This window comes from Janthinobacterium saanense, from assembly GCF_014200675.1.
GTDB lineage: Bacteria > Pseudomonadota > Gammaproteobacteria > Burkholderiales > Burkholderiaceae_D > Janthinobacterium.
Map to the genome: position 1 here is coordinate 40,694 of NZ_JACHCI010000028.1, position 24,851 is coordinate 65,544.

A 24,851-nucleotide genomic window follows, 5' to 3' on the forward strand; every position below is an offset into this window, starting at 1 on the left:
AAATTATTTTCAGGCCGGCTCCATCGTGATCCACCAGCGCGTGCGCTGGCGCAGGCGGATCGGCAGACTGCGTTGCAGCAGATGCAGAATATTGTCTGTATCTTTCAGTTGAAACGTGCCGGAAACGGGCAGCTTGGCCAGTTCGGGCGCGCAGCACAGCACGCCGTGGCGATAGCGCGCAATTTCCGCCAGCAGATCGCCCAGCGGCGTGTTGTCGGCCACCAGCACGCCTTTGGACCAGGCGTCAAAGTGGGGCGCCAGCGGCATCCTGGCCGAGATGGCGTCTTGATTAAAACTGGCTTGTTCGCCAGCTTTCAGGATGCGCGCGGCCAGTTCGCCATGTTTGGGCCGGATTTCCACCGCGCCCTGCATCACGGCCACCTGCGTGCGTGGCTGGAACAGCGCGTCATCGTGCCTGACGCTAAAACGCGTGCCGATGGCGCGGATGCGGCCTTGCTCCGTCTGGACCAGGAAAGGACGCGGCGGGGATGCCGTGTCGGGCGCCGTCTCGATATGGATTTCGCCGCTGCGCAAACGTATCAGCCGCTCTTGCCGGCCATACGCGATATCGATGGCGGTGTCCGTATTGAGCACGATACGTGTGCCATCGCCCAGCGTCATGGGCCGGATTTCGCCCCTGGCCGTGCGCACATCGGCGCGCCATGCGGGGCCACCGGCCAGGTGATCCGCGCCCCACAGCAGCGGACCGGCCGCGATCAGCGCCGCCAGGGTCTTGACGGTGCTGCGCCGCGTTTTTCTTATTGGACGGTCCAGCACGCGCATGCCGGCCGCCGGTGGCAGCAAACCCAGGCTGTGGCACAGCATTTCAGCACGCTGCCAGGCTATTTCATGGGCCGGGTCGCTGCTGCGCCACGCTTGCCAGGCTTGCTGCTCCTGCGGGCCGCAGTCTTGCGAGCGCAGCCGCACCAGCCATGCAGCGGCTTCGTGCGCGGCGCGCGGATCGACATTCACACCTGCGGTCATGCGATCAACAATATGCAGCGGGCTATCGCCTGCACCAGGTAGCGGTGCACGGTGCGCTCGCTGATCGCCAGGCGCGCGGCGATCTCGGCATGGCTCAAGCCTTCCAGGTGCGACAGCAAAAAGGCGCTGCGCACGGGCGCGGGCAAGCCATCGAGCATGGTGTCGATGCGGTGCAGGGTTTGCAGGATATCGAGCCGCTCTTCGGGCGACATGGCCGTCAGTTCCGGCACGTGGGCCAGGGTGTCCAGCCACGCTTGTTCCAGCGACAGGCGGCGGTAATGGTCGATCACCAGGCGTTGCGCCACCGTCGTCAGGTAGGCGCGCGGTTCGCGCAACGCTGGCTGATGGGTGTTTGTCAGCAGACGCACAAAGGTATCGTGCGCCAGGTCGGCCGCCTGGTCCGCGCATTGCAGCTTGCCGCGCAGCCAGCGCAGCAGCCAGCCGTGGTGCTGCTGGTAGATTGCGGTGATGGGATCGGTGGCGGTGAGGGCAATGGTCACGATGGCTGGCGCTGGCATCCGGAGACAGGCATGTCTTGCCATCCAGAGAGGTCTTTATTGAGAATAATTCTCATTATCGCAAAAATGCTGCAATTGCGTCAATCGCGCCACAGACAGTGTTGCGTGGTTCAGACACTGCCTCAGAGCAGCATCGCGGCGATGTTTGCCGCGCAGCAGGACTGAGTTAGGCCGCACGCCCTTATTATCATTCAACCGTATTTCTATCATCACCAATATAAAGTGGTTCAATATGCTGCAACGCGACATACTGCACTTGTCTCCTCTATCTCCTCCAAGGAAATAGATTCAGCCCGCTCCTGCAGCGGGCTTTTTTTTGCCTGTTGGATTTGCTTCTTAGAATTGGTTGCCAGCCAGCGTATGCGTCAGGGCATGAATAGGCAGCAGGGCGGCGCCCAGCGCGATTGAGCTGCGGCCCAGCTCGGACACCCGCACCACGCAGGCCGAACGGTGGTCACCCTGGATCAGGCGGCCGTTGTTCAGCCGGTCTGACAGGCGCGTCAGCAGGGAGAAAGGTAAAGAGCCCGACAGCATGATCTCGGCCGGATCGAACCAGGCGATGGCGCTGTTCAAGGCCGCTTCCAGCTGTTCGGCCGCCCGGTCCAGCCAGCGCGCTATCACGTCTTCATACGCGCGCGTCTGTTCATCGAAATCCGCCACGGAATCGATTTCGCAGCCGGCCTCGCGCAGCAGGGCCAGCAAGTCCAGCGTGGTTGGGCGCGGGCGGTCGCTTGTATACAGGATGCCGATTTCGCCCGCGCTGCCCAAGCCGCCGCGCAGCAGGCGTCCGTCTTCAATCACACCCGCACCCACGCCATAACCGAGCAGGATGACGATCACGGTCGACGATTGCCGCACGGGGCCGCCACGATAGTATTCGGCCAGCGCCGCTGCATTGGCGTCGTTTTCCAGCATTACGCGCAAGCCCAGGGTATCGTCCAGAATTTGACGCAGCGGCACGTCGCGCCAGCCCGGCAAGTCTGTCACCACATGCCAGCGCTTGCCATCGCGCGCCAGGGCAGGGCCCGGGATGCCGATGCCGACACCGAGAAAACGCTTGCCCAGCAAGCGGTGTTTGACCGACAGGTCGATGATGCGTTGGTCGAGCAGCTGGGCAAACTCCACCGGGCCTGGCGTGCCGATGGTTTCGGTGGTCATCGAGATCAGTCCGCCGGCAAAATCGACAAGGGCAATTTCCAGCACGCCTTTATGGATGGTCGCGCCCACCGTGTAGCCGCCTTCCGGTGAAATCGTCAAGGGTATGGTTGGGCGTCCCCGGCGTGGCGCCTCGGGCGACACCAGTTCCTCGACCAGGCCCAGATTCAATAACTCATGCGACAACTTGGTCACCGTCGAGTTGCTGACGTCCATCGCCAGCGATAGCTCGGTGCGGGCCGTCGGCCCCCTGGTGCGCAAATGCCAGAGCAAGTGTTTTGCCTCTGAACTCAGGTTCAAACGTCCAATATTCATGCGGGATCATGGCTCGCGCCATCGTTGTTGTTGGGTATAAGCGACATAATAGTTGATTTTTTATTTATTTCGCAAGTAATAAATAAAGCTGTCATATACCGTCAGTAGTATCGCCGTTGACTGCTTGTCACTACCAACTATTACAGAGGAAACCATGTCTAAAAGAAAGTCGACGCGTACCCAAGGCTGTGCCCTGGTCGCGTTATGCGCCATTGCTGCTCCCGTTCTTGCTCAGACGGCAACGCAAGATGCTGGCGCGCCAGCACAGCAGCAGGGTGTGGTGGCGCAGGAAGCATCTGCTGCGGCGCCAGCGTCGGACCAGTCCGATGCCTCGGTAGTGGTGGTGACGGGCTCGGCGCGTCCGCAGCGCCGTTTTGACGTGTCGTATGCCGTCAATGCGCTGTCGCAAAAAGAGGTGCAAAAGCTGGCGCCGCAAAACATGGCGGATTTGCTGGGCAAGCTGCCCGGCATCCAGGTCGAGGCGACCGGTGGTGAAGTGCAAAACATCACGCGTGTGCGCGGCATCCCGACCGACGACGGCCTGGCGCTGTTCCAGCAAGATGGCTTGCCGCTGTTCACCGAAATCAATGGCTTTTTCTTCCGTGGCGATAGCCTGAACCGTTATGACCTGATGACCAACCGCCTGGAAGTGGTGCGCGGCGGTCCGGCGCCCATCTATGCCAGCCAGGCAGCGGCGATTGTCAACAGCACTACCGTGACGGGTGGCGAACAAACCCGTGGCAAGGCGCAAGTGACCCTGGGCACCACCGGCCTGGCCCGTGTCGACCTGATGCAGTCGGGCAAGATCGACGACCGCACCTATTACGCCATCGGCGGCTTTTTGCGCGAAGACCAGGGCCATCGCGACAACGGTTTCCCGAATGACCGTGGCGGCCAGATCCGCGCCAATATCAAGCGCGTGACCGATGCGGGCGTGCTGAAATTGAGCGTCAATTACCTGAACGACCATAACCAGTTTTACTTGCCGATACCGATTGCGGATCCGCGCAACCCGTCCGTTTCGCTCGATAAATACATCAATTATTTCGATGGCACCATGAATTCGCCCTCGCTGCAAAACGTCACGCAAAAATACCGTGATGGTAATGGCAACCTGCAAACCGACCACCGCGACCTGGACAATGGCCGCCATCTGCAGTTTGGCAATGTCGGCGTGCAATTCGATGGCGACATCGGCGAATGGCGTCTGTCGGCCAAGGGCGGCTATACCCAGGGCCGATTGGATTTCGATGCCTATTATTCGACCTCGAACCCGGCCGACGCCACTGCGTTTGCCAACGGCTTTAAAAATGCGGCCACGGCGGCATTCGGCCCGGTCGATCACTTCGGTTACGCAATAGCCGGCACCAATGGCGCGCAAGTCTATAATCCGAACAGCGCTTCGGGGCTGGTGGTGCAAGGGCAGTACCGCGCAGCGAGCTCCAGCTTTTACTCGGCCCAGAGCGACATCAACCTGACGCGCAACTTCCAGACTGCGATGGGTAACCATGACGTCAAGTTTGGCGTCTACACCAGTGCTTACGGCCAGACCAGCAAATCGGTCTACAACGACATGCTGACCGAAGTGGCTGGCCAGCCACGCACCCTTGATTTGATCGCTTATGCCGCCAATGGTTCCATGCTCGGTTCCGTGACGGACAAGGGCGTGCTGCATTACACGTCGACCCTGAACCAGGGCGACACGGACGCCAAGATGGGCGCTTTTTATGTCAATGACACCTGGGAAGTCAATGACCGGCTGCGCCTTGACGCCGGCTTGCGCGCCGAGCGCTACCACTACAACGGTTATGCGCTGCTGACCAACCAGGTCAACCTGGGCGACCCGACCACCCTGGCCGACGACACCACCCGCGCCTTTACGGGGGCACGCCAGGACCACACCTATAACACCACGACCAAGAACTGGACCGCCGGCGCCAACTACGATTTCTCGGAACAGTTTGGTGGCTACGCCCGCGTTTCGCACCTGGAAGTGCCGCCATCGCTGCAGGTGGCCGCCACCGTCGATCCGCTGGTGCTGACCACCAAGGCCGACCAGTATGAAGTCGGCGTGAAAGCCAAGGCAGGCCGCTCCTACCTGTACGTGACGGGTTTCTACACCAAGTTCAACCCGCTCAACGCTTCGTTTACCGCGTTTAACCCGGTCACGGGGCGCAATGACCAGACCGTGCCCTTCTTTGGCCAGGCCATCGTCAAGGGCGCCGAATTCGATGGCGCCTGGTTCATGACGGACCGTTTCTACCTGAATGGCTCGCTGACCTTGCAAGATCCGCAATACAAGAACTTTGTCAGCAGCGTGGGCGCCGATCCATCGCAAGTGGTGGGCAACCAGATCATTCGTGAACCCAAGGTGTTCGGCAATATCCGCCCCAGCTATAATTTCAATGTAGGCGACAAGCAAGTTGACGTCTATGGCAGCTACGCTTACACCGGTAAGCGTTATGTCGACTTTTTCAACGCAACCGAACTGCCCGCCTACCACTCCTTCGGCGCTGGCGTGACGGTGACACAAGGAGACTGGACATTGCAAATTGTTGGTGACAATCTGACGAATGCCAAAGGTTTGACCGAAGGCAATACCCGTACCGACACCCTGTCGGGCCAGGGCACCCAGCAAGCGATTTACGGCCGCCCCGTATTTGGCCGCAGCGGCCGCATCGTGCTGAGCAAAGCGTGGTGATGGGATGAAGCGTGCACTATTAGTGGCAGCATCCTTGCTGTCGATGGCGCAAGCTGTACAGGCTGCTCCCGTGCGTGATGCGCATTGGGCGCTGCTGGGCAATCAGCTGTTCCCAGCCATGCTGGACCTGGGCGCTGACACCGCGCAAGCTGCGCCAGCTTTGAAGGACGTGCTGGCCAGGCGCCGTGTGCGTTTCGATGCTTGCCAGCATGAGGCCGCTTGCGTCTTGCGCGCAGCCAGCTGGAGCGACGCCGAGATAACGACAGTGTCGACTCTGGCGGCCAAGCGCCCGGCGACGAGCTGGCGCAAGGTGTCGCTGGCCGACGACGGCGTGGCAGCCCAGCTGACGCGCGAACTGCGTGGCTTGAACAGCATCATCGCCGTGTATGGCCAGGGCGCGGCGCCGCGCTATCCGAAGATAGACGGTCCGCTGGAGGCAGTCGGCAGCAAGCTGTTCAACGATAGCGTTGCCGATGCGGTACTGTTGGGCGAGGCCAGCGAGGACGAGCCTGCATTGGCGCTGGACCATAGCCTGGCAATCGGCCTGGCTTTGCTGGACGTCAATGACCGCAGCGAAGCGGTGGAGTTCGAACCGCTGGAAGCGAAGTTCAATGCCGACGCGCTGGCCCGCGCCAGAACGCTGGATTGGCGCCAATACCGCTACACGGCCATCGTGGTGCCGGGCATGGGACCGGAAAACCTGGCCACGCCCCTGAGTGCGCGCGGCAAGTTGCGCGTGCGCCTGGCGGCACAGCGCTTTGCGCAAGGCGACGTGGCGTTCGTGATGATGAGCGGCGCCTCCGTGCATCCCAAGGGCAGCCGTTTCGTGGAAGCGGTGGAAATGCGCAAGGCCTTGATCGAGCGTTACGGCGTACCGGCCGACCGCATCATCATCGAGCCATATGCGCGCCATACGACCACCAATCTGCGCAATGCCACGCGCAGGCTGATCGCGCTGGGCGCCCCGCTGGACCGTGACGGCCTGGTGATTACCGACGTGGACCAAAGCCGCTACATCGGCAGCCCGGAGTTCGACCAGCGCAACCTGCAAGAGCTCGGCTATCAGCCGGCAACCATCGGTGCGCGCATCTCGCCGACGGAGCTGGTGTTCCGGCCTGCTGCCGCCTCGGCCCGCATGGATCCTAAAGATCCGCTCGATCCATAAGCCTGTTTCCGATGAGATCGTGGTGAAAAGCAAGGGGAGTGGCCAGACGGCTACCCCCTTTTTTTAAGGGCGGCCATCGTGAGCACTGCATCTGATCATTTGCTGGGAACGCCATCGTCACGCGGGCTGACCCGTGCCTACGCGGGCGCGCATTTCGGCAAAAGCCTGTTCTGGTACGCCAGTGAAATCCTGTTTGCCTACTTTCTCACGGAAGTGGGCCACATTCCCGTGCGCTATATGGGGCTGATACTGGCCATCGGCTATTTTTCGGGCACGGCTGCCGATCTCGTCCTGGGACTGCTGCTGCGCCGGCGCCTGTCCCACGTCATGGCGGCTTGCCGGCTGCAATGCCTGGGCGCCGTGCTCAGCGCCTTGACGCTGGTGCTGCTGTTTCTTTGCAGCTACGTGCCGCCCGCCTGGAGCGCTCCCTACGCCTTGCTGACGGGTATCACCTTTCGCATCGCTTACGCACTCTATGATTTGCCGCAGAACGCCTTGCTCAGCCTGGCGACCAAGGACGCCGACAGCCGCTCAAGGGTCAGTTCCCTGCGCATCTTCTTCAGCGGTACGGCATCCTTCCTGATCGCCAGCGCCATCGCGCCTCTGTTGACGTCCCGCATCACCACGGACCAGCCCGCACGTTTCCTGCTGCTGGTGCTGGGGCTGTCGCTGGCCGCCATCGTCTCGGCTGTTGTTTTGTTGCGGGCCATGCGTAAAGCCGGCCCTTTTCCGGCACTGCCATCCACGCAGGCGGCGCGGCCAGGCTGGTGGCAATCGCTGTGCGGCTTGCCGCCAGGGGTATGGATAGTGGTGGCCATGATCGTGCTGATCTCGGGCGGCTGCGCCATGTTTCTCAGGATGGAGCCGTATTACATTGCCTACGTGCTCAAGTCGCCGGCGCGGGGAGCATCGATAGTCATGATGGCGTCGCTGGGCGCGATCCTGTCGCAGTTTCTATGGCGCTATCTGTTGCTGCAGCCGGGCAAGAGCAGGGTAGATTGTTTGCTGCTGGCCACCATGGGCTTGCTGGTCTCGATAACGGGATTTTGGCTCGATGCCCATGATTGGCGACTGACGATGGCTTGCGCCCTGGGTTTTGGCATCTTCAGCGGTGGTTGCGGCACGGTATTGTGGGCTGCTTTTGGCGACCTGGTTGCAGACAGCGCCAAGGCCGACGCAGGCCTGGCGTACGGCTTGATGACAGGCAGCGTCAAGATTGCGCTTGGATGCAACTGCCTGATGCTGGGGACGCTGCTTGACGGCATCGATTACCGTGGAGTCCAAAACGGAGAGTTGCTCAGCCTGATGTGCCTGCCCTTGATGCTGGCGTGCCTGCTGGTCATGCTGCTGATCTGGCTATGGGCGCGCACGGGCCTGCCGGCGAGATATCAAAGATATCAATGAAACGCATTTCTATCATCACAACATACAATTGGATGGCGATGCTGCAATGCGTCATTATTGAGCTGTCTCCTCTACTTCCTCACAGGAAATAGATTCAGCCCGCTCCCGTAGCGGGCTTTTTTTTGCCTTTTTTCTGCGTGCATGCTTGCACACGCTTGCTTGCGAAGTTGGCATCTTGTTGCCATGGCGCATGTTAAACTGGCATCTCTCCCTACTTGAAGACTTTGCGATGATAGAGCTGCTGCGCCATACGCTGGAATCGACTCCGATCCTGGCCTTATTTCTTGTTATCGGCGTCGGTTATGCGCTGGGTCGCGTCAGCGTGTTCGGTTTTTCGCTGGGCGTGGGCGGCGTGCTGTTCGCCGGGCTGGCGCTGGGAGCGTTCGCGCCCGGTTCCGTGCCGCCGCCGCTGGTTGGCTCCATCGGCTTGCTGCTGTTTCTATATGGCATAGGCGTGCAGTACGGCACGCAATTTTTTGCCGGTTTGCGCGGGGCAGGGCAGAAGCATAACCTGATCGCTTTTATCGCCGTCATGGGTGGCCTGGCCGTCTCCATCTGGGGCGGGCAGTGGATCGATATTTCCCTGCGCATGGCCAGCGGCGTGTTTGCCGGCGCCATGACCAGCACGGCTGCCTTGCAGGCGGCGCTGGAAGCATCGCACGGCAATGGCGACGCGGCCGTCGGTTATGCGGTGGCCTACCCGTTCGGCGTGGTGGGCCCCATGCTGGGCTTGTACCTGGCGGGGCGCGTATTAAAACCCGTGCTCACGCCGCCACCGGCGCCGATCATCGTGTCGGAAATCACCATCGATACGGCCGCCCTGGCAGGCGCCGATTTATCGGCTTTGGCGGAAGGCCCGCTGGCTGGCGTGCAAGTGATTGCCGTGCGCCAGGGACATCAAAACCGCTTGCCGGCGCCCGGCGTGGTGCTGGCGCTGGGTGACGCGCTGATGGTCACCGGTACGGTCGCCGCCGTGGAAGCGGCCAGGACGGCGCTGGGCCATTCGGACCCGGGCCGTTTGATGAAGGACCGCAGCGATTTCGATGGCATGGAAGTGTTTGTATCCGATGCGGAAATCGTCGGCGTGCCGCTGGGCGAGCTGAACCTGGCTAAAGATTTCCCGCTGCAAATCGCCTTCATCCGCCGCGGCGACGCCATGATCTTGCCGCAGCCTTATCTGACGCTGGAATTCGGCGACCGGGTGATGGTCATTGCGCCATCGCAGCACGCGGCCGACGTGCGCAAGCTGTTCGGCAATTCGATCACGGCCACGGCCGAGTTCAGCTATGTCTCGCTGGGCATGGGCATGGTGCTGGGCGTCTTGCTGGGCCTGATCCCGATTCCCTTGCCATGGATAGGCTCGTTCAGCCTGGGCCTGGCCGGCGGACCGCTGGTGATGGCGCTGATTTTGGGCCGCTTGGGCCGCGTCGGTAAAGTCAGCTGGCGCTTGCCGCTGTCGGCCAATCTGGTCATGCGCAACTATGGCTTGACGATTTTCCTCGCTTCCGTCGGCATGGCTTCCGGCTTGCCGTTCGTGCGGCAAGTGGGCGCCGATGGTTTACCCATGCTGGTGCTGGGCGCCGTGACGGTGCTGGTGGTGGTGGGCCTGGTGGTGCTGCTGGGCAGAATCTTCCTGCGCCTGCCATTCTCCGAACTCTTGGGCATCGCCGCCGGCGCCACCGGCAACCCCGCCGTGCTGGTGTTTGCCAATCGCCTGGCCAAGTCAGACAGGCCCAACCTTGGCTATGCCATGATTTTCCCCAGTATGACTATCGTCAAGATCATTGCGGTGCAGGTGTTGCTGCATTTGTATGGGTAAAAGCGCCGGGTGTCTGCTTCGTATGCAAGATGTCTCCAGCGGACCGTGCAGATAGTCTGCCTATCGTTTGCTCAGCATCAAAAGATAACGTCGATAGCGTCGTGTGGACTGGTATTGGATGGCGACGTATTTGATAATGCATGAGCTGCCGCCCATGATGAAATTGCCTCCCTTGGTTTCTGAAAGTGACCTTGGAACTTACGCATATCTATCTAGAGTCGTGTGATTATGTACCCTCTCGTCACTGGCCGCTCTTCAGGGCATGGTCGTAGTGGGCAAGGACTCCATCTGGATCGCCTTCGGCCTTCACATCTTTTTGATTGTGATATCGGTGGTTGCGGTCGGACTCAACTCCCTGGACCTTCCGGCTGGTTATCGTCCTGTGCATCCGTATATTCCCGATAATCGTATTTTTCTTATGTCCATCGCTGCATTGTTGCTTGTCAATGTTACTTACTCCGCTACCCACGCGACCTTGCTTGAGCAGCAGGCGGCAGACGAAAAAATCAAGGTGGACGCACAACAGAAGATGTTGGCGGACAAACAGGCTATAATCGAGCGCATGGAAAGATGCATTACTAGCGCTAACAGCGTCTGAGTAAATTGTTTGAAGGACATGAAATGAACAGCTTGATCGCAAAGTTGGAAACGGATGCCGTGGCGCGTGTGCGCGCTGGCAAGATTCTGTCTAGCTTGATGGGCATCGTTTCCGTGAGCGCCGTATTGGTCGTTGCCTACCTTTCATGGGCCATCTGACACGCCATATAACGCGTTTCACTCAAAGCCGGCATAAGCCGGTTTTTTTTACGCCCATCGTGATGGTTATCGATGTTGGCATCAAGAGCCACTCTGCTGTTGCACGATTCAATCCGCATCAGTAGCTAATTTTTGATGGGCTACGCCGCTTTCTTTGGCTTTCTCAGGCGCATAGCTCAAGCCGAAGCGCTTGGCATAATCTGCCAATGGTTCCAGGCCGATGCTGCGCCTGCGCTCGTCCACACGGGCTTCATCCTCGATAGGATCAAACCGCAGCGGATTAGTGCTCAGTTGGCTACCATAGCGCTGAGGTTTGCCGTCGGCGACGAGCAGGCGGTCTTCGAGCAATGCAAGAGCGCTGCCCAACGCATCATGACGCTGCACTGCATCATGTAGTTGCGGCAAATACTTGCGCTGGCTGGCGTGATCAGCGTGCTGCAAGACCAGGAAAGCGGTCTGGGAAGCGGCGCCTGCAAAGCGCAGGCCGGGCCAGCCGTAGGCATCGATAATTTCCGCCAGCCGTTTCATATTGGCAACGTCGATTGCCGTCTGCTGCTTCCATTCTTCTGGGCTGAGGTCGCCAGTTTCCGAGCGTCCACGGTAGAGTTGATCGGGGCCGGCCATGGCCTCGATATCGCGCACGGCTTTGGCGCGCTCAGCACTGATGGCCTCCCGGCTCAGCACGACTTCTTCTCCAAACAGAACGATGGCTTGTTCCGCCGGCGGCGTGAATCTGCCTTGCACATTGCCTGTGAAGCGGATTTTATTCTCGCTGCTGTCGACATGATTGGCCGCGGCCGACAAGTTGACTTTGGCACCGATGGGAAATATCAGCCCGGCAACAGGTTTACTACCGTTGTAGACTGAAATCGTGACTTGTGTTTGCCCATCATCGGCGTAGCTGGGGGCTGCAAGGCAGGCGAGAGCGGCGAGGAGCAAGTGGTGCGGGCGTAAGGTCATTCTGTGTTCTCGATAAGTTGAATAAGGAAGCTTGCGTGATATCGCAATGGCCCTGTTTTTCACGTTTTTTTTTGAAAAGTAGGTAAATCCAGCATAACGAATTGCCCGGCTAAAAAACTCTCACTTTGTCACCGGCCCTCAGCTTGCCGTCACTCTTTTGCTGTCTGGATCAGTGGCGTTGCCTGTGTTCTGCTGTACAATCCTCGAGAACGATCGTGCTTTTTTGTGCGCTGCTTCTACCTGCGCATACTGTAGGCAACGACGCATAAAAACAAGGAGACGACGATGGATCTGCACTTCACGGCGGGGGAGACCGCCTTTCGCGATACGGCGCGGGCCTTCCTGGACACGCATTTGCCGCACGAGCTGCAGCGCAAGGTGCGCCAGCATTTGCGGCTGGACAAGGATGATTATGTGCGCTGGCACAAGATCGTCGCCAAACAGGGCTGGGCCGCCCCTGCCTGGCCGGTGGAATACGGCGGCACGGGCTGGACTGCCGTGCAGCGCCATATCTGGGAAGACGAATGCGCGCGTGCCGGTGCGCCGCCCATCCTGCCGTTTGGCGTCAATATGGTGGCGCCCGTCATCATGGCGTTTGCCACTGCGGAACAAAAAGCGCATTATTTGCCGCGCATCTTGAATTGCGACGACTGGTGGTGCCAGGGCTATTCGGAACCAGGCGCCGGTTCCGACCTGGCTTCATTGAAAACCACGGCTGAGCGCGATGGCGACGATTACATCGTCAATGGCCAGAAAACCTGGACCACCCTGGGCCAGCATGCCGACATGATTTTTTGCCTGGTGCGCACCGATAGCACGGTGCGCAAGCAGGAAGGCATCAGCTTCTTGCTGATCGACATGAAAACGCCGGGCATTACCGTGCGCCCCATCATCATGCTCGATGAAGAACATGAAGTAAATGAAGTGTTCTTTGACAATGTGCGCGTGCCGGTGAGCAACTTGGTGGGCCAGGAAAACAAGGGCTGGACTTACGCCAAGTATCTGCTGGGCCATGAGCGCACGGGCATTGCCGCCGTGGGCCGCTCCAAACGCGAATTGACTTTCCTCAAGCAACTGGCGATGCAGCAAGTCAAGCGGGGCCAGCCGCTGCTGCGTGACCCGGCGTTCGCTGCCAAGGTGGCGCTGCTGGAAATTGAATTGATGGCGCTGGAAATGACGGTCTTGCGCGTGATCAGCGAGGAAGGCAAGGGGCCGGGGCCGCAGGCGTCGATGCTGAAAGTGCGTGGTTCGGAAATCCAGCAGCAGCTGACAGAATTGATGGTCGAAGCGCTGGGACCGCAAGCCTTGCCCTTCGATACGGCTTTCCTGGAAGGCGCGACGGAACATAGCAGTTTTGGCGACGACCTGGCTGCGCCGCTGGCTGCCTACTACTTCAATTATCGCAAGACATCGATCTATGGCGGTTCCAACGAAATTCAAAAAAATATCATCACGCAGATGATCCTGGGCCTGTAGGCGATAGGGAGACACAATGGACTTCAATGTTAATCAGGAACAGCAGCAGTTTGCCGATGCGCTGCGGCGCTGGGTCGACAAGGATTACGCGTTTGAAAAGCGCCGCAGCATCATCCATTCCGCGGCTGGCGTATCGGATGCGGCCTGGGCTGGCTTGGCCGAGCTGGGCATGACAGCCTTGCCGCTGCCGGCCAGCGCCGGTGGTTTCGATGGCACGGCCGTCGACATGCTGCTGGTAATGCAGGAACTGGGGCGCGGCCTGATGGTCGAGCCTTATTTTGCCACCGTTTTCGGGGCGAAATTTCTGACGTTGGCCGGTGGCCATGACGCTGTGCTGGAACAGGTGGCAGCAGGCACGTTGAAACTGGCGTGTGCGCTGGGCGAGCGCCAGGCGCGCCACGACCTGCACGATATCGTCACCACGGCCACCGGCAGTGGCAATGGTTTTGTACTCGACGGTACAAAAACCGTGGTGATGCACGGCGCGCAGGCCGGCTCGCTGATCGTATCGGCCCGCAGCGGTGGCGATCAGCGTGATACGGATGGCATTTCGCTCTTCCTGGTGCCGGTGGATGCGCCCGGCGTCAGCATTCAGGATAGCCGTACCATCGATGGCCAGCGCGCCGCCACCGTCAACTTCGTGCAAGTGGTGCTGGGTGCGGAAGCCTTGATCGGCCAGGCCGGGCAGGGCTGGGAAATACTCGACGCGGCGCTTGATTATGGCGCTACCTTGCTGTGCGCGGAAGCGGTGGGCGCCATGGATGCGATTTTTGCCGCCACGCTGGAATACCTGAAGACGCGCCAGCAGTTCGGCGCGCCGATCGGCAAGTTCCAGGCCTTGCAGCACCGCATGGCCGATATGTTCATCCATGTGGAGCAGGCGCGTTCGATGGCCATGCTGGCGGCCGCCAAGGTCGATAGTGAGGATGTGGTTGAGCGCCGCCGCATCGTTTCCGCCGCCAAGGCCCGCGTGAACCAGGCAGCGACGTTTGTCGGCCAGCAAGCCGTGCAATTGCATGGCGGCATGGGCGTGACGGACGAATTGCCTGCCGCCCACCATTTCAAGCGCCTGACCATGATCGCCCTGACCCTGGGCGATAGCGACCATCATATCGAGCGTTTTATCGCCCAGCCGGGCTTTTTGCCTTTGGAGACCGCATGACCAATCCTCAACACTGGTATTTCGAAGACTTTACGCAAGGCATGGAAATCGCGCTGGGCCAGCGCCATGTGACGGAAGCGGAAATCATTGCTTTTGCCACCGATTTTGATCCGCAACCATTCCACGTCGACCATGCTGCGGCCGAGAAAACCATCTTCAAGGGCGTGATCGCCAGCGGCTGGCATACCTGCAGCATGATGATGCGCCTGGTGGTGGACAATCTGCTCAAGCACTCATCCAGCATGGGTTCGCCCGGCCTGGACAGCATACGCTGGCTGCTGCCGGTGCGCGCCGGCGACACGCTCAGCCTCAGCTACTACGTCAAGGAGGTGCGGCCATCGAATTCGAAGCCGGACCGGGGTATCGTGGTTTCCGTCTGGAATGTGAGCAACCAGCATGGTCAACTGGTCACCACGGTGGAAGGCATGGGCATGTTCGGCCGCCGGCCTGGCGGGGAGGCAGTCCATGCGTGATGCGCTCAAGATCGAGGGAGTCGCCGGTTTCCGCCAACTGGCAGGCCAGCATGTGGCTGTTTCCGACTGGCTGAGCATTACCCAGCAGCGCATCGACACCTTTGCCGACGCCACCGACGACCATCAGTGGATACACGTCGATGCCGAACGCTGTGCGCGCGAATCGCCATATGGCGCCACGGTGGCGCACGGCTTCTTGACCCTCTCGCTGCTGCCCGCCTTGCTGCAAGGCGCGCTGGCCATGTCGGGCATCCGCATGGCGATCAACTATGGCTTGAACAAGGTACGCTTCCCGGCCCCCGTTCCCGTCAACAGCCGCTTGCGCGTGCGCCTCGATATTCTTACGGTGGATGACTTGCCCGAAGGCGCGCAAGTGAACTGGGCCGTGACCATGGAGCGTGAAGGCGACAGCAAACCGGTGTGCGTGGCGGAGTTCTTGATGCGCTGTTATCCCTGAATCAGGTGCTGCTTTTTTAACGCATCAATCAACGCCCGCAGCTTGGCTTGCCCCTGCGTGCGGGCCGGGAAGTACAGATACAGGCCGTCGCTGGGCTTTACATAGTCTTGTAAAACCTGTTCCAGCCGGCCTGTCTGCAAATCTGCCTGCGCCTCAAAAATGCCCACATAGGCCAGTCCCAGTCCCAGGCGGGCGAAGTCGAGCAGCTTGGAGCGGTCGTTGACGATCAGCTGGCCCGGCATGTCGACGGTGTAGCTGCGAGCGTCTTCGGCAAATTCCCAGTGGTGTAGCATGCCTGAACGCACGAAGCGGTAGCTGATGGCGGTATGCGTCATCAGGTCGCGCGGCGTGGCGGGGCGGCCCATGCGCTGAAAATAGGCGGGGCTGGCGACCACGGCCCAGTCCAGCGGCGGCGTCAGGCGCACGGCCACCATGTCTTGCGCCAGCGCTTCGCCCAGGCGGATGCCGGCGTCGTAGCGCCCGGCGATCAAGTCCACCGTGCCTTCATCGAAGGTAATGTCGAGCTGCAATTGCGGATGGTCGCGGCAAAATTGCACCAGCATGGGTTCGATCAGCAGCCGGCAGGAGGAGCGGGTCATGCTCAGGCGCAGAGTGCCGGATGCCGTATTGCGAAAACCATTCAATTCCTCGAAGGCCAGGTCGATATCGCCCACGGCCGGCGCCAGCCGGGCAAACAGGGCCGCGCCGGCTTCCGTCAGCGCCACCTTGCGCGTGCTGCGGCGAAACAGCGGCACGCCATGGCGCTGCTCGAGCACGCGGATGGCCTTGCTGACGGCGCTGGCGGAAATGTCCAGCCGCGCGCCGGCGGCCGTGAAGCTGGCCAGTTCTGCCACGGCCAGAAAGACGGCCACGCCATCGAGTTTATCTTTATCCACGGTATTCCTTTATGAACTGCTGGTTCATGCCGAATATACCTTATCCACATTTTTCTTTGATAATCGTGCGCGTATCGTGGACTCTGGTTGCAGGCCGTACCACGGCCTGGCCACACCGGAGAACAAGATGCAGGCACAGAACAAGGCGAGTGACAGCAAGGTATGGATGGTGACGGGTGCTTCGCGCGGCCTGGGCGCCGAGATCGTGGCGGCCGCGTTGGCAGCGGGCGAGCGCGTGGTGGCGACGGCGCGTGTGGCGGGCGATGTGACGCAGCGCTTCGGTGAGCAGCCCGGTTTGCTGGCGCTGGCGCTGGACGTCACCGATGAAGCGGCGGCGCATGCTGCAGCGGCGCAGGCGGCGGCACATTTCGGACGCATCGATGTGCTGGTCAATAACGCCGGCTATGGCATTGCCGGCGCCGTCGAGGAAGTGAGCGGCGCCGAGGCACGCGCCGTGTTCGACACCAATGTGCTGGGCCTGCTCAATGTGAGCCGCGCCGTGCTGCCGCAGCTGCGCCGCCAGCGCAGCGGCCACCTGATCAATGTCTCGTCGCTGGGCGGCTATTCGGTAGGCATGGGTTTTGGCGTGTATGGCGCCACCAAGTTTGCCGTCGAAGGCGTGAGCGAAGCGCTGCATGCCGAACTGGCGCCGCTGGGCATCCAGGTCACGGTGATCGAACCGGGTTATTTCCGCACGACGTTTGGCGCTTCGCTGCAACAGGCGGCGACCGAGTTGGCCGATTACGCCGCCACGGCCGGTCTGGTGCGCGAAGTGGTGAGGCAGGCCGTGCGCGCGCCGTCCCAGCCGGGCGATCCGCGCAAGCTGGCAGACGCCGTGCTGCAACTGGTGAAGTTGCCGCAAGCGCCGCTGCGGCTGCAGCTGGGTAGCGACGCCTTGCAGCGCGTGCGCGACAAGCATGCGTTCGTTGAAAATGAAATGGCGCGCTGGGAGGCGTTGTCGCGCTCCACCGATTTTTAATCGGCCTCAGAGGCGCAATAGCGGTCGCGCCCCGACTGTTTGGCGCGGTACAGCAGGGCGTCGGCGGCGCGTATCAGCAGGCTGGCGTCCATGCCTTCGGCCGGCAGGATGCTGGCCATGCCCAGGCTGACGGTGACGTGCGGCCCCACGCTGGACCTGGCGTGCGCAATATGCAGGGCGCGCACTTCTTCCAGTATGCGCTGGGCCACCACTTCGGCGCCCTCGCGCGTTTCCTGCGGCAGCAGCACGATGAATTCCTCGCCGCCATAGCGCGCGAGTAAGTCCGGTGGACGGGTGGCGCAGCGGCGCATGGCGGCGCTCACCTGCTGCAGGCACAGGTCGCCGGCCTGGTGGCCATAGGTATCGTTGTAATCCTTGAAATGATCAATGTCGGCCATGATGACGGCCATCGCCACGCCGTCGCGGGAGCAGCGGCGCCATTCGCTTTCCATGGCGTCGTTGAAGCTGCGCCGGTTGGCCAGGCCCGTGAGCGAGTCTGTCAGCGACAGCTCGCGCATGGCGTCGGCCTGGCGCTTGATGGTCAGCTGGGTACGCACGCGTGCCCGCACCACGGCCGCGTTGAAAGGCTTGGTGATGAAGTCGACGGCGCCCGCTTCGAGCGCCCGCGTTTCATCCTCGGGCAGGTTCAGGGCGGTGACAAAGATGATGGGGATGGCCTGCAGGGTGGCCGATTCGCGCAAGGCCTGGCAGACGGCGTAGCCATCCATGCCGGGCATGACGGCGTCCAGCAATATCAGGTCCGGCAACTGCTTGTCGGCGATTTCCAGCGCCTTCTCGCCGCTCAGGGCAAACAGCACTTCATGCTCTTCGCGCAGCAACTGGTGCAGGATCTGGATGTTTTCCATGGCGTCATCGACGATCAGAATGCGCCCGTTCATGGCAAGGTCGGTCCAGCTCACGTGTTTTCCTCTCGTTTGAGCTGATCGCGCACCAGCTTTTCCGCATCGGAAAAGTCTAGTGTGCCGATCGCATAATCCAGTGCCAGCGCCGTTTCCCGGTCCGACTGTTCCAATGCCGGACGTAGCAGGTGAAATTGCGCCAGCGCTTTCAGGTTGTTGTTCAGGATCAGATCCAGCAATTCGGCCAAGCCCGCCCGCAGGTCGACCGGGCTGCCGGCGGGCCTTGCATGGCTCATCGGCAGCGGCAGGGGGCGCGTGCCTTCGATCACCACGCCCATCGCTTGCTCCAGCTGTGCCAGCAGCGAGTCCGCCGCTTGCCCTTGCCCCGCCTTCAAGGCTTTGCCAGCCCTGGCGCTCAGGTCCGCCACGGCGCTGGCGCCAAGGTTGGCCGCCACGCCGCACAGGCGGTGCAGCTGTTGCCCGGCCTGTTCCGTCTGACCTTGCGCCAGCAGCCGGCGTGTTTCTTCGACGGCGTCGCCCTGGGAATTTTCAAAGCGTTTGAGCAGCGCCAGGAAGGCGCCATAATCGCCACCGAAGCGGTGCAGGGCCGCCGCCAGGTCGATGCCGGGCACGCTGGCCGGCACTTCCGCGGTGGCGAGGTGTTCACCGGAGGCTGGTGTCTGGCGCTCGGGGGCGTCCAGCATGGGCACCAGCCGCCTCAGGGTCTGGATCAGTTCATCGACATCGATCGGCTTTGCCACATGGGCATTCATGCCGCTGGAGATGGCGCGCAGGCGGTCGTCATCCATGGCGTTGGCCGTCATGGCGACGATGGGTAAATCGCGCAAACCGAGGCTGCGGATGGCTTGCGTGGCTTCATAGCCGTTCAGTACGGGCATTTGCAAATCCATCAGCACCACGTCGAAATCGCGCGGCGAGCTGGCCAGCAGGTCGACCGCCAGCTGGCCATTGGCGGCAACCGCGACTCTTGCACCGGAATGCAGCAATATGTATTGCGCCACTTCCTGGTTGATTTCATTGTCTTCCACCAGCAGCACGCGCATGCCCGCCAAGAGGCCGGACAAGGGGGTGGAAACGGGCAGCACGGGCGGTGCGCTGCGGCCATGGCATACTGCATCGATGGCGGCCAGCAGGCGCGCCGGCGTGGCGGGTTTGGACACGATGGCGGCCAGCGCCAGGCTGCCGGCGATGCGTTCCAGGTTTTCGCTGGCCTGGTCGGCTACCAGCATGATCACGGGCGGTATCTTGAGTGCCGGGTCGGCGCGTACTTCGGTCAGCATGGAAATACCATCGATGTCCGGCATGGCCGCGTCGAGCAGCACCAGGCCGGCCGGCGGTTTGCCGTCATCCAGCCTGGCGTGGCTGCGCAGCAGCGCCATGCCGGCGATGCCTCCATCGGCGCTGCGGCTGTGCCAGCCCTGGGCCGCGCACAGCGCTTCGAGCATGCTGCGCACGCTGGCGTTGTCGTCGATGATCAGCACGGACAATGGCGGCGTGGCGCTGCGCACGGGCGCAGGTCCGGCCCGGCTGAAGCGGCACACGAAGCGGAAGTCGGAGCCTTGCCCCAGTGTGCTCTTGACGCTCAGGCTGCCGCCCATCAGTTCCACCATGCGGCGGCAGATGGCCAGGCCCAGCCCCGTGCCGCCATACTTGCGGCTGGTGCTGCTGTCGCCCTGCGAAAAGGCGTCGAAGATATGTTCCTGTTCGGCTGCCGCAATGCCGATACCGGTATCGCGCACGGAAAACTCCAGGGTCACTGTGTCGGCGTCCTCGAACAGGGCGCGGATACCCAGTACCACTTCGCCATCGCTGGTGAACTTGATGGCATTGCCGACCAGGTTGATGAGGATCTGTTCCACGCGCAGCGCATCGCCTATCAGCTCAGTCGGTACGTGTGGGTCCAGCACGAAGACCGGTTCCACGCCGCGCGCCCAGGCGCCGCTGGCCAGCAGCACGCCGATACTCGTCAGCATGCGTTCGAGCTGGAAGCGGCGCTGTTCCAGCACCAGCTGTCCTGCTTCGATCTTCGAGAAATCAAGCACGTCATTGACGATGCCCAGCAGCGATTGCGTGGCCATCTGGATCTTGCTGACATAGCTGCGCTCGCGCCGCTCCAGCGGTGACTCTTCCAGCAGGCGCGCCAGGCCGATGATGGCGTTCATCGGCGTACGGATTTCATGGCTCATATTGGCCACGAAATCGCTCTTGGCGATGCTGGCTGCCTCGGCCTTGTCGCGTGCGCGCACCATCTGTTCGTTCAGCTCGTGCAAGCGCAATTGCGTGCGCTTGAGTTCAGAGACATCCGAACCGAGCACGAAGAAGCCGCGCACGCTGCTGCTGTCGTCGAAGTCGGGGATGTAATTGGTCCAGGTATGGCGCACCTGGCCTTGCGGGTCGAGCAGGTCGCGTTCGAAGCTTTGCGGGCGGCCTGCCAGCACGCCTTCCACGTGGGGTGCGTAGATCTTGAACAGTTCTGGTCCCAGCAGTTCGCTGATGTGGATGCCGTCGAGTTCGGCGCTGCTGCGGCCGAAGCACTCGGTGTAGAACTGGTTGGCGAAGCGGCAGCGCAAGTCACTGCCCCAGTACGACACCATGCCGGGCAGATTGTCGGTGACGGTGCGGATGAAGCGTTCGCTTTGCTCCAGGCGCAAGGTGGTGGCGCGCAGCACTTCGGCTGCCCGCTTGCGTTCACTGATGTCGATGGATACGCCCAGCACATGGCTGGCGCGGCCGGCGTCGTCGCGCAAGACCACCTTGCGCGTGGTGAAGTAGCGAGTGCTGCCATCGGCCGTATTGATCGCTTCCTGTTCGATTTCCACCATTTGTCCCGTGGCCAGCAGCTTGCGGTCGGCATTGATGAAGGCGGCGGCCTGCTGTGGCGGAAAGAAGTCATGGTCGGTCTTGCCCAGCAATTGTTCGCGCGAACGCCCCAGTGTCAGCTCGGTATGGCGGTTGACCATCTCAAAGCTCAGCTTATCGGCGCGCTTGACGAACACCATCGCCGGAATATTTTCTATGATAGTGCCGAAAAGGTGCCGCGAGTGGCGAAATTCCGCTTCAGTGCGGCGGCGCTCCGTAATGTCCAGCAACAGGCCCGAGACGCCCAGTAATTGCTGTTCCGGCCCGAAAATCGGGTGATAGGACACGATCCAATGGCTCGCTTCGTCATGTCTTTCTCCCGAATAGCCTTTCATTTCGATATTGACGATGGCTTTTCCGGTCTGGAGAACATGGCGCAAGCCCCGTTCCACCTCCATGCGCACGCCGTCGTTGAAGATCATCTCGCTCAGCGGCCGGCCGATATGGCTGGCCACGGGGGTGGCATTGAGGGCGGCCAGGTAGTCGTTGATCATCACGATGCGCAGGTCATGGTCGACGAAAATGAGGCCGATGGGCGCCGTCGCGTACACGGTCGCCAGCAAGCGGGTGGACTGCTCCAGCGCCAAAGTACGCTCTGCCACCAGGCTTTCCAGCTGCGTGCGGTGGCGTAGCAAATCGCTTTCCAGGGTGGCCAGCGCCTGCGCCATATCCGCCGATTCGCGGTTGGTGTGGCGGCCCGGCGCCAGCGGCTGGCCTAGCGCCAGCGCCTGTATCTGCCCCGTCAGGGTTTGCAGGGTGTAGGCCAGGCGGCCACCCATTTTCCAGGCCAGCGCGAAAGCCACGCCCAGCAGCAGCGCCAGGATTGCCGAGCCCGTCAACACGGAACGCAGCAAGGCCTCGCTGACGGTGGCCGTGCGCATGGTCACGGCCGCCGTCCAGGCATCATCGCGGGCACGGTGAAAGCCCGTGTAGACATCCAGGCCTTCCATCGATTCGTGGCGCACCATGCCGTCGCGCGCCTGCAGCACTTGTTCCAGCAGTTGCGGCATGCTGCGCTGCCCCACATAGCGTTGCGGATCGCGCGTGCGCGCCACGTTGATGCCATCGGCATTGATGATGGCCGCGCTCAGGTAGGACGGCATGCCCAGTTCGCGCATCACGCCCGGCAGATAGTTGGCGGGATACAGCGCCGTGAGCACCAGCGGCGAACCCTTGCTGCGTGGCAGCGGCGTGCTCCAGGCCATTTGCGGTATGTCCGCCGCCCCTGCAGGCAGGCTGGTCAGGCGGGGCTGGCCCCGATCCGCCGTGCGCTGCATGCTGGCCGCCGCCTTGGGCGCCAGGCCGGTCGGCGTGCTCTGCAAGGGCAGGGCGGTGTCAAATAACTGATGGCCCGCGGTATCGGACAAAATGAAGGCGCTGACGGCAAAGCCGGGGCGCAGCAGGCTGGCCGCCTGGCTCCGCAGGGCAGCGATATCGTGATCGCGCAGGGCAGGCGAATTCGCCAGCACATAAGCAGCCATGCGGGCGCCGTCGATATCGCGCTCGACCGTGGCGCTGACGGCGCGCGCCGCCTGCGCCGTCTCGCTGACGACATGATCGCGTTCGCGCTTGTAGCTTTGCGTGGCCAGCAGCACGAACACCACCGCCGTTGGCACGGCCCACGCCAGCACCAGCCGCGAGATTCTTGCGCGTATCGAAGGCAAATCGTGCAAGCGGCGAGCTCCCAGAAAGATGCGAGGAATGAAACGATGCTAGTCGAAATAGATACACAAGACAAGCGTAGTTTCTGCCGTGCAAGACAAGCCCGGCATTCGCACTTCAGGTAGCGTCACTGCCTTGAATTTTACGCATGGCATGGGCCATTGGCAAAGAGGCAGGTGTCATTGCCAGCCGTGCCGATGACGGCGTGTCCCCAGCTCTGTGCAGCACCGATGCCGACGTGGGCCTTCCTGCCAAACTTCTTCGCGCATCATCAAGCTTTTATACGCAGCATGCGTGCCAGCCGGGTCAGAGCCCCGCTGGGAATGCAGGCTATGAATTGATCAGCATTTCCATAAGGGGAAGCCAATGGGGGGCGGTTTCAAAGAGCAAGCGCAATACTGGGTTAATTAACAGTGGTGGTTGGTGCTTGTAGCAACGTGATGTGCTGAGTATAAACGACGAGTGGTGATTCGTAATTGAGTCGGGCACGTGGCCTGGTATTGAGCGAGAGCGCGATGGCGTCGAGTTCGTCCTGAGAGTAAATCGACAGGTCCGAACCCTTGGGCATATATTGACGTAGCAGGCCGTTGGTATTCTCGTTGGAGCCGCGTTGCCAAGGGCTGTGCGGGTCGGCGAAATAGATCTGGACGCCGGTGCGTTCGGTCAGTGTTTTATGGGCATACATCTCGCGACCTTGGTCGTACGTCATGGTCTTGCGCATGGCCGCTGGTTCGCGGTTGAGGACGGCTGAGAAGCTGTCCACGACGGCCTTGGTGGTGGCGTTATCCATCTTTGCCGAGACCACGAATCCGGTGGTGCGTTCGACCAGTGTGCCAACCGATGAGCGGTTGCCAGCGCCTTTGATCAGGTCGCCCTCCCAGTGCCCCGGGATGAGGCGATCCTCGACCTCTGGAGGCCGGATATGAATGCTCTGCATGTCGGGAATCTGGTTGCGGCGGTCGGTGCCGCGACTGCGTGGTTTGCGTACTTGATTGTGGTGGCGCAGGCAGGCGATCAGCTCACGCTTGAGCTCACCACGTGGATGCAAATAAATGGCGTTGTAGATGGTCTCGTGGGACACGGATTTCTCAGGGTTGTCGGGCCACAGGGCGCGCAGTTTGCGGGCAATCTGCTGTGGTGACCAGAGCAGATTGAGTTGGTGCCGAACGACTTTAAACAGCACGCTATCGACGTCCAGCTTGGCCACGCGCCGCACCGCGAATCGGCGGGCCTGGCTTTGCAGATGGGCCGCGTTGGCGTCGTAGGCGCCCCCTCCGGTGGTGCGTTTCAGTTCGCGGCCGATAGTGCTCGCGGAACGGCACAGGCGTTTAGCAATGGACCGGATGGAGCACTGGTCATCGCGCATGGTCATGACCACGGTCCGCTCTTGGGTAGTGAAATGTTTATAGCTGTTCGACATGCCGACACCTTACAGGACAAAGGTGTTGCACTTGGTTCTTGAGAACGCCGGGTATCTGATGAGGGAATGGCGCATCCTGTCCGAGGGAAACTTATTGGTTCCACTGAGCGGCTGACAGATGCAGAGAAGATGTATATTCAAGAAATGTTGGATGGCGGTAGAACGGTGGAGGTTATTCCTGCTACTAATCTAGGGAGAAGTGCTGACTTTAAAATTGATGGAAAAAGCTATGAATTGAAGACGATGACAAATGTTGCTAATCAGAGTTCCGATGGATTATCGAAAGCACTATCTAGTACTATTATGAATGCACGTGGCCAATCTGGTAATGTAATTGTTGATGCACGTGGTCAAGCTGGTATGACGTCTGAAATTGCCGAGCGTGGTGCTAATCGTGCCTTTGGTGCTGACGCAAAGATGCCGGATGGACAAAAATTTGAAAGTGTAGTGATTATTACTAATCAGGGAACTGTTTATATTACTCCTAAAAAGGTTCTGAAATGACATCAATTTTTAATGGATATCCTACAGAGGAAGAATTGCGAAGGCGTATTTCTAATCAACTAAGTTGGCGTAATACTGCCGAGGTAGCACTACTTTGGCATGGTTATATTAATGCTTTATTGGAGTGGGGATTAATTGATGTAAATATTTACAATTCTTTGCAAGAATTATTGCCAAGAATAGGGTCTAAAGAGAGCTATGAGCAAGCCTTAGGGAAACGCTGATTTATTCTTCGGCTGCCGTTCACGGCAGCGCGCCGAACTGAGACAATAGCGACACGTTCATTGCCCCACCGCCGACCATGC

Annotated in this window: 21 protein-coding genes; 13 read left to right on the plus strand and 8 right to left on the minus strand. The window is 60.8% G+C overall.

The genetic code is table 11. The features are described from left to right. Positions 1–9 precede the first annotated feature (9 nt). The 3 genes from HDE72_RS25695 to HDE72_RS25705 form a co-directional block, all read right to left on the minus strand. Positions 10–984, minus strand: a complete 975-nt coding sequence (locus tag HDE72_RS25695; protein ID WP_183747977.1) for a FecR domain-containing protein — start codon at positions 982–984, stop codon at positions 10–12. Further along, entirely contained in the window at positions 981–1,502 is a 522-nt protein-coding gene (locus HDE72_RS25700; RefSeq protein ID WP_183747980.1) for a sigma-70 family RNA polymerase sigma factor, read from the minus strand. The genes HDE72_RS25695 and HDE72_RS25700 overlap by 4 nt, the downstream gene beginning before the upstream one ends. A 336-nt stretch (positions 1,503–1,838) precedes the next feature. Then, positions 1,839–2,972 carry an ROK family transcriptional regulator gene (locus HDE72_RS25705; RefSeq protein ID WP_183747983.1) on the minus strand — a complete coding sequence of 378 codons (1,134 nt, stop codon included), beginning with the start codon at positions 2,970–2,972 and terminating at the stop codon, positions 1,839–1,841. Between the two features lie 154 nt (positions 2,973–3,126). Between HDE72_RS25705 and HDE72_RS25710 the strand changes: the two genes are divergently transcribed. From HDE72_RS25710 to HDE72_RS27905, 6 genes are all read left to right on the plus strand, one after another. Then, a complete protein-coding gene (locus tag HDE72_RS25710) occupies positions 3,127–5,673 on the plus strand; it encodes a TonB-dependent receptor (RefSeq protein ID WP_183747986.1) in 2,547 nt (848 codons plus the stop codon). A gap of 4 nt (positions 5,674–5,677) precedes the next feature. Beyond that, on the plus strand, positions 5,678–6,838 hold the full coding sequence (locus tag HDE72_RS25715; protein ID WP_183747989.1) for a YdcF family protein: 1,161 nt from the start codon (positions 5,678–5,680) through the stop codon (positions 6,836–6,838). A gap of 78 nt (positions 6,839–6,916) precedes the next feature. Next, the gene (locus tag HDE72_RS25720; RefSeq protein WP_183747992.1) at positions 6,917–8,242 is read left to right on the plus strand and encodes an MFS transporter; all 1,326 of its coding nucleotides are present in this window, start codon (positions 6,917–6,919) and stop codon (positions 8,240–8,242) included. 229 nt (positions 8,243–8,471) lie between these two features. Further along, on the plus strand, positions 8,472–10,061 hold the full coding sequence (locus HDE72_RS25725; RefSeq protein ID WP_183747995.1) for an aspartate:alanine exchanger family transporter: 1,590 nt from the start codon (positions 8,472–8,474) through the stop codon (positions 10,059–10,061). 271 nt (positions 10,062–10,332) lie between these two features. Next, positions 10,333–10,659: a hypothetical protein gene (locus tag HDE72_RS25730; protein ID WP_183747998.1), complete on the plus strand. Its 327-nt coding sequence runs from the start codon at positions 10,333–10,335 to the stop codon at positions 10,657–10,659. A 23-nt stretch (positions 10,660–10,682) separates the two neighbouring features. Further along, positions 10,683–10,817, plus strand: coding sequence for a hypothetical protein (locus tag HDE72_RS27905; protein ID WP_260176941.1), 135 nt, complete (start codon positions 10,683–10,685; stop codon positions 10,815–10,817). A gap of 108 nt (positions 10,818–10,925) precedes the next feature. On the opposite strand, the gene HDE72_RS25735 is transcribed toward HDE72_RS27905, so the two are convergent. Continuing rightward, the gene (locus HDE72_RS25735; protein WP_183748001.1) at positions 10,926–11,777 is read right to left on the minus strand and encodes a DUF6624 domain-containing protein; all 852 of its coding nucleotides are present in this window, start codon (positions 11,775–11,777) and stop codon (positions 10,926–10,928) included. Between the two features lie 285 nt (positions 11,778–12,062). On the opposite strand from HDE72_RS25735, the gene HDE72_RS25740 reads away from it, so the two are divergent. The 4 genes from HDE72_RS25740 to HDE72_RS25755 are packed head-to-tail and all read left to right on the plus strand — an operon-like array spanning position 12,063 to position 15,345. After that, the gene (locus HDE72_RS25740; RefSeq protein WP_183748004.1) at positions 12,063–13,253 is read left to right on the plus strand and encodes an acyl-CoA dehydrogenase family protein; all 1,191 of its coding nucleotides are present in this window, start codon (positions 12,063–12,065) and stop codon (positions 13,251–13,253) included. Between the two features lie 16 nt (positions 13,254–13,269). Beyond that, positions 13,270–14,415, plus strand: a complete 1,146-nt coding sequence (locus tag HDE72_RS25745; RefSeq protein ID WP_183748007.1) for an acyl-CoA dehydrogenase family protein — start codon at positions 13,270–13,272, stop codon at positions 14,413–14,415. Further along, positions 14,412–14,888: a MaoC family dehydratase gene (locus HDE72_RS25750; RefSeq protein WP_183748010.1), complete on the plus strand. Its 477-nt coding sequence runs from the start codon at positions 14,412–14,414 to the stop codon at positions 14,886–14,888. Before HDE72_RS25745 ends, HDE72_RS25750 begins: the two co-directional genes overlap by 4 nt. After that, positions 14,881–15,345: a MaoC family dehydratase gene (locus tag HDE72_RS25755; RefSeq protein WP_183748013.1), complete on the plus strand. Its 465-nt coding sequence runs from the start codon at positions 14,881–14,883 to the stop codon at positions 15,343–15,345. The genes HDE72_RS25750 and HDE72_RS25755 overlap by 8 nt, the downstream gene beginning before the upstream one ends. Here the strand turns inward: HDE72_RS25755 and HDE72_RS25760 are convergent. Further along, positions 15,336–16,241 carry a LysR family transcriptional regulator gene (locus HDE72_RS25760; protein ID WP_183748016.1) on the minus strand — a complete coding sequence of 302 codons (906 nt, stop codon included), beginning with the start codon at positions 16,239–16,241 and terminating at the stop codon, positions 15,336–15,338. The two genes, HDE72_RS25755 and HDE72_RS25760, sit on opposite strands and share 10 nt — an antisense overlap. A 127-nt stretch (positions 16,242–16,368) precedes the next feature. Between HDE72_RS25760 and HDE72_RS25765 the strand changes: the two genes are divergently transcribed. Continuing rightward, entirely contained in the window at positions 16,369–17,220 is an 852-nt protein-coding gene (locus HDE72_RS25765) for an oxidoreductase (RefSeq protein ID WP_183748019.1), read from the plus strand. Here the strand turns inward: HDE72_RS25765 and HDE72_RS25770 are convergent. From HDE72_RS25770 to HDE72_RS25780, 3 genes are all read right to left on the minus strand, one after another. After that, the gene (locus tag HDE72_RS25770; RefSeq protein WP_183748026.1) at positions 17,217–18,140 is read right to left on the minus strand and encodes a diguanylate cyclase domain-containing protein; all 924 of its coding nucleotides are present in this window, start codon (positions 18,138–18,140) and stop codon (positions 17,217–17,219) included. The genes HDE72_RS25765 and HDE72_RS25770 overlap by 4 nt on opposite strands. Beyond that, positions 18,137–22,633, minus strand: coding sequence for a PAS domain-containing protein (locus HDE72_RS25775; protein ID WP_183748034.1), 4,497 nt, complete (start codon positions 22,631–22,633; stop codon positions 18,137–18,139). Before HDE72_RS25775 ends, HDE72_RS25770 begins: the two co-directional genes overlap by 4 nt. 392 nt (positions 22,634–23,025) lie before the next feature. Continuing rightward, positions 23,026–24,042, minus strand: a complete 1,017-nt coding sequence (locus tag HDE72_RS25780) for an IS30 family transposase (RefSeq protein WP_183748036.1) — start codon at positions 24,040–24,042, stop codon at positions 23,026–23,028. Between the two features lie 66 nt (positions 24,043–24,108). Between HDE72_RS25780 and HDE72_RS25785 the strand changes: the two genes are divergently transcribed. Then, positions 24,109–24,546 carry a CdiA C-terminal domain-containing protein gene (locus HDE72_RS25785; RefSeq protein WP_183748038.1) on the plus strand — a complete coding sequence of 146 codons (438 nt, stop codon included), beginning with the start codon at positions 24,109–24,111 and terminating at the stop codon, positions 24,544–24,546. Continuing rightward, positions 24,543–24,770 carry a hypothetical protein gene (locus tag HDE72_RS25790; protein WP_183748040.1) on the plus strand — a complete coding sequence of 76 codons (228 nt, stop codon included), beginning with the start codon at positions 24,543–24,545 and terminating at the stop codon, positions 24,768–24,770. The genes HDE72_RS25785 and HDE72_RS25790 overlap by 4 nt, the downstream gene beginning before the upstream one ends. The last annotated feature ends 81 nt before the right edge of the window (positions 24,771–24,851 follow it).

Excerpts from the sequence above, each read along its gene's own strand:
- HDE72_RS25695 (WP_183747977.1), bottom strand. The coding sequence starts at position 984 with ATGACCGCAGGTGTGAATGTCGATCCGCGCGCCGCGCACGAAGCCGCT.
- HDE72_RS25700 (WP_183747980.1), bottom strand. The coding sequence starts at position 1,502 with ATGCCAGCGCCAGCCATCGTGACCATTGCCCTCACCGCCACCGATCCC.
- HDE72_RS25705 (WP_183747983.1), bottom strand. The coding sequence starts at position 2,972 with ATGAATATTGGACGTTTGAACCTGAGTTCAGAGGCAAAACACTTGCTC.
- HDE72_RS25710 (WP_183747986.1), top strand. The coding sequence starts at position 3,127 with ATGTCTAAAAGAAAGTCGACGCGTACCCAAGGCTGTGCCCTGGTCGCG.
- HDE72_RS25715 (WP_183747989.1), top strand. The coding sequence starts at position 5,678 with ATGAAGCGTGCACTATTAGTGGCAGCATCCTTGCTGTCGATGGCGCAA.
- HDE72_RS25725 (WP_183747995.1), top strand. The coding sequence starts at position 8,472 with ATGATAGAGCTGCTGCGCCATACGCTGGAATCGACTCCGATCCTGGCC.
- HDE72_RS27905 (WP_260176941.1), top strand. The coding sequence starts at position 10,683 with ATGAACAGCTTGATCGCAAAGTTGGAAACGGATGCCGTGGCGCGTGTG.
- HDE72_RS25735 (WP_183748001.1), bottom strand. The coding sequence starts at position 11,777 with ATGACCTTACGCCCGCACCACTTGCTCCTCGCCGCTCTCGCCTGCCTT.
- HDE72_RS25740 (WP_183748004.1), top strand. The coding sequence starts at position 12,063 with ATGGATCTGCACTTCACGGCGGGGGAGACCGCCTTTCGCGATACGGCG.
- HDE72_RS25745 (WP_183748007.1), top strand. The coding sequence starts at position 13,270 with ATGGACTTCAATGTTAATCAGGAACAGCAGCAGTTTGCCGATGCGCTG.
- HDE72_RS25750 (WP_183748010.1), top strand. The coding sequence starts at position 14,412 with ATGACCAATCCTCAACACTGGTATTTCGAAGACTTTACGCAAGGCATG.
- HDE72_RS25755 (WP_183748013.1), top strand. The coding sequence starts at position 14,881 with ATGCGTGATGCGCTCAAGATCGAGGGAGTCGCCGGTTTCCGCCAACTG.
- HDE72_RS25765 (WP_183748019.1), top strand. The coding sequence starts at position 16,369 with ATGCAGGCACAGAACAAGGCGAGTGACAGCAAGGTATGGATGGTGACG.
- HDE72_RS25780 (WP_183748036.1), bottom strand. The coding sequence starts at position 24,042 with ATGTCGAACAGCTATAAACATTTCACTACCCAAGAGCGGACCGTGGTC.
- HDE72_RS25785 (WP_183748038.1), top strand. The coding sequence starts at position 24,109 with ATGGCGCATCCTGTCCGAGGGAAACTTATTGGTTCCACTGAGCGGCTG.
- HDE72_RS25790 (WP_183748040.1), top strand. The coding sequence starts at position 24,543 with ATGACATCAATTTTTAATGGATATCCTACAGAGGAAGAATTGCGAAGG.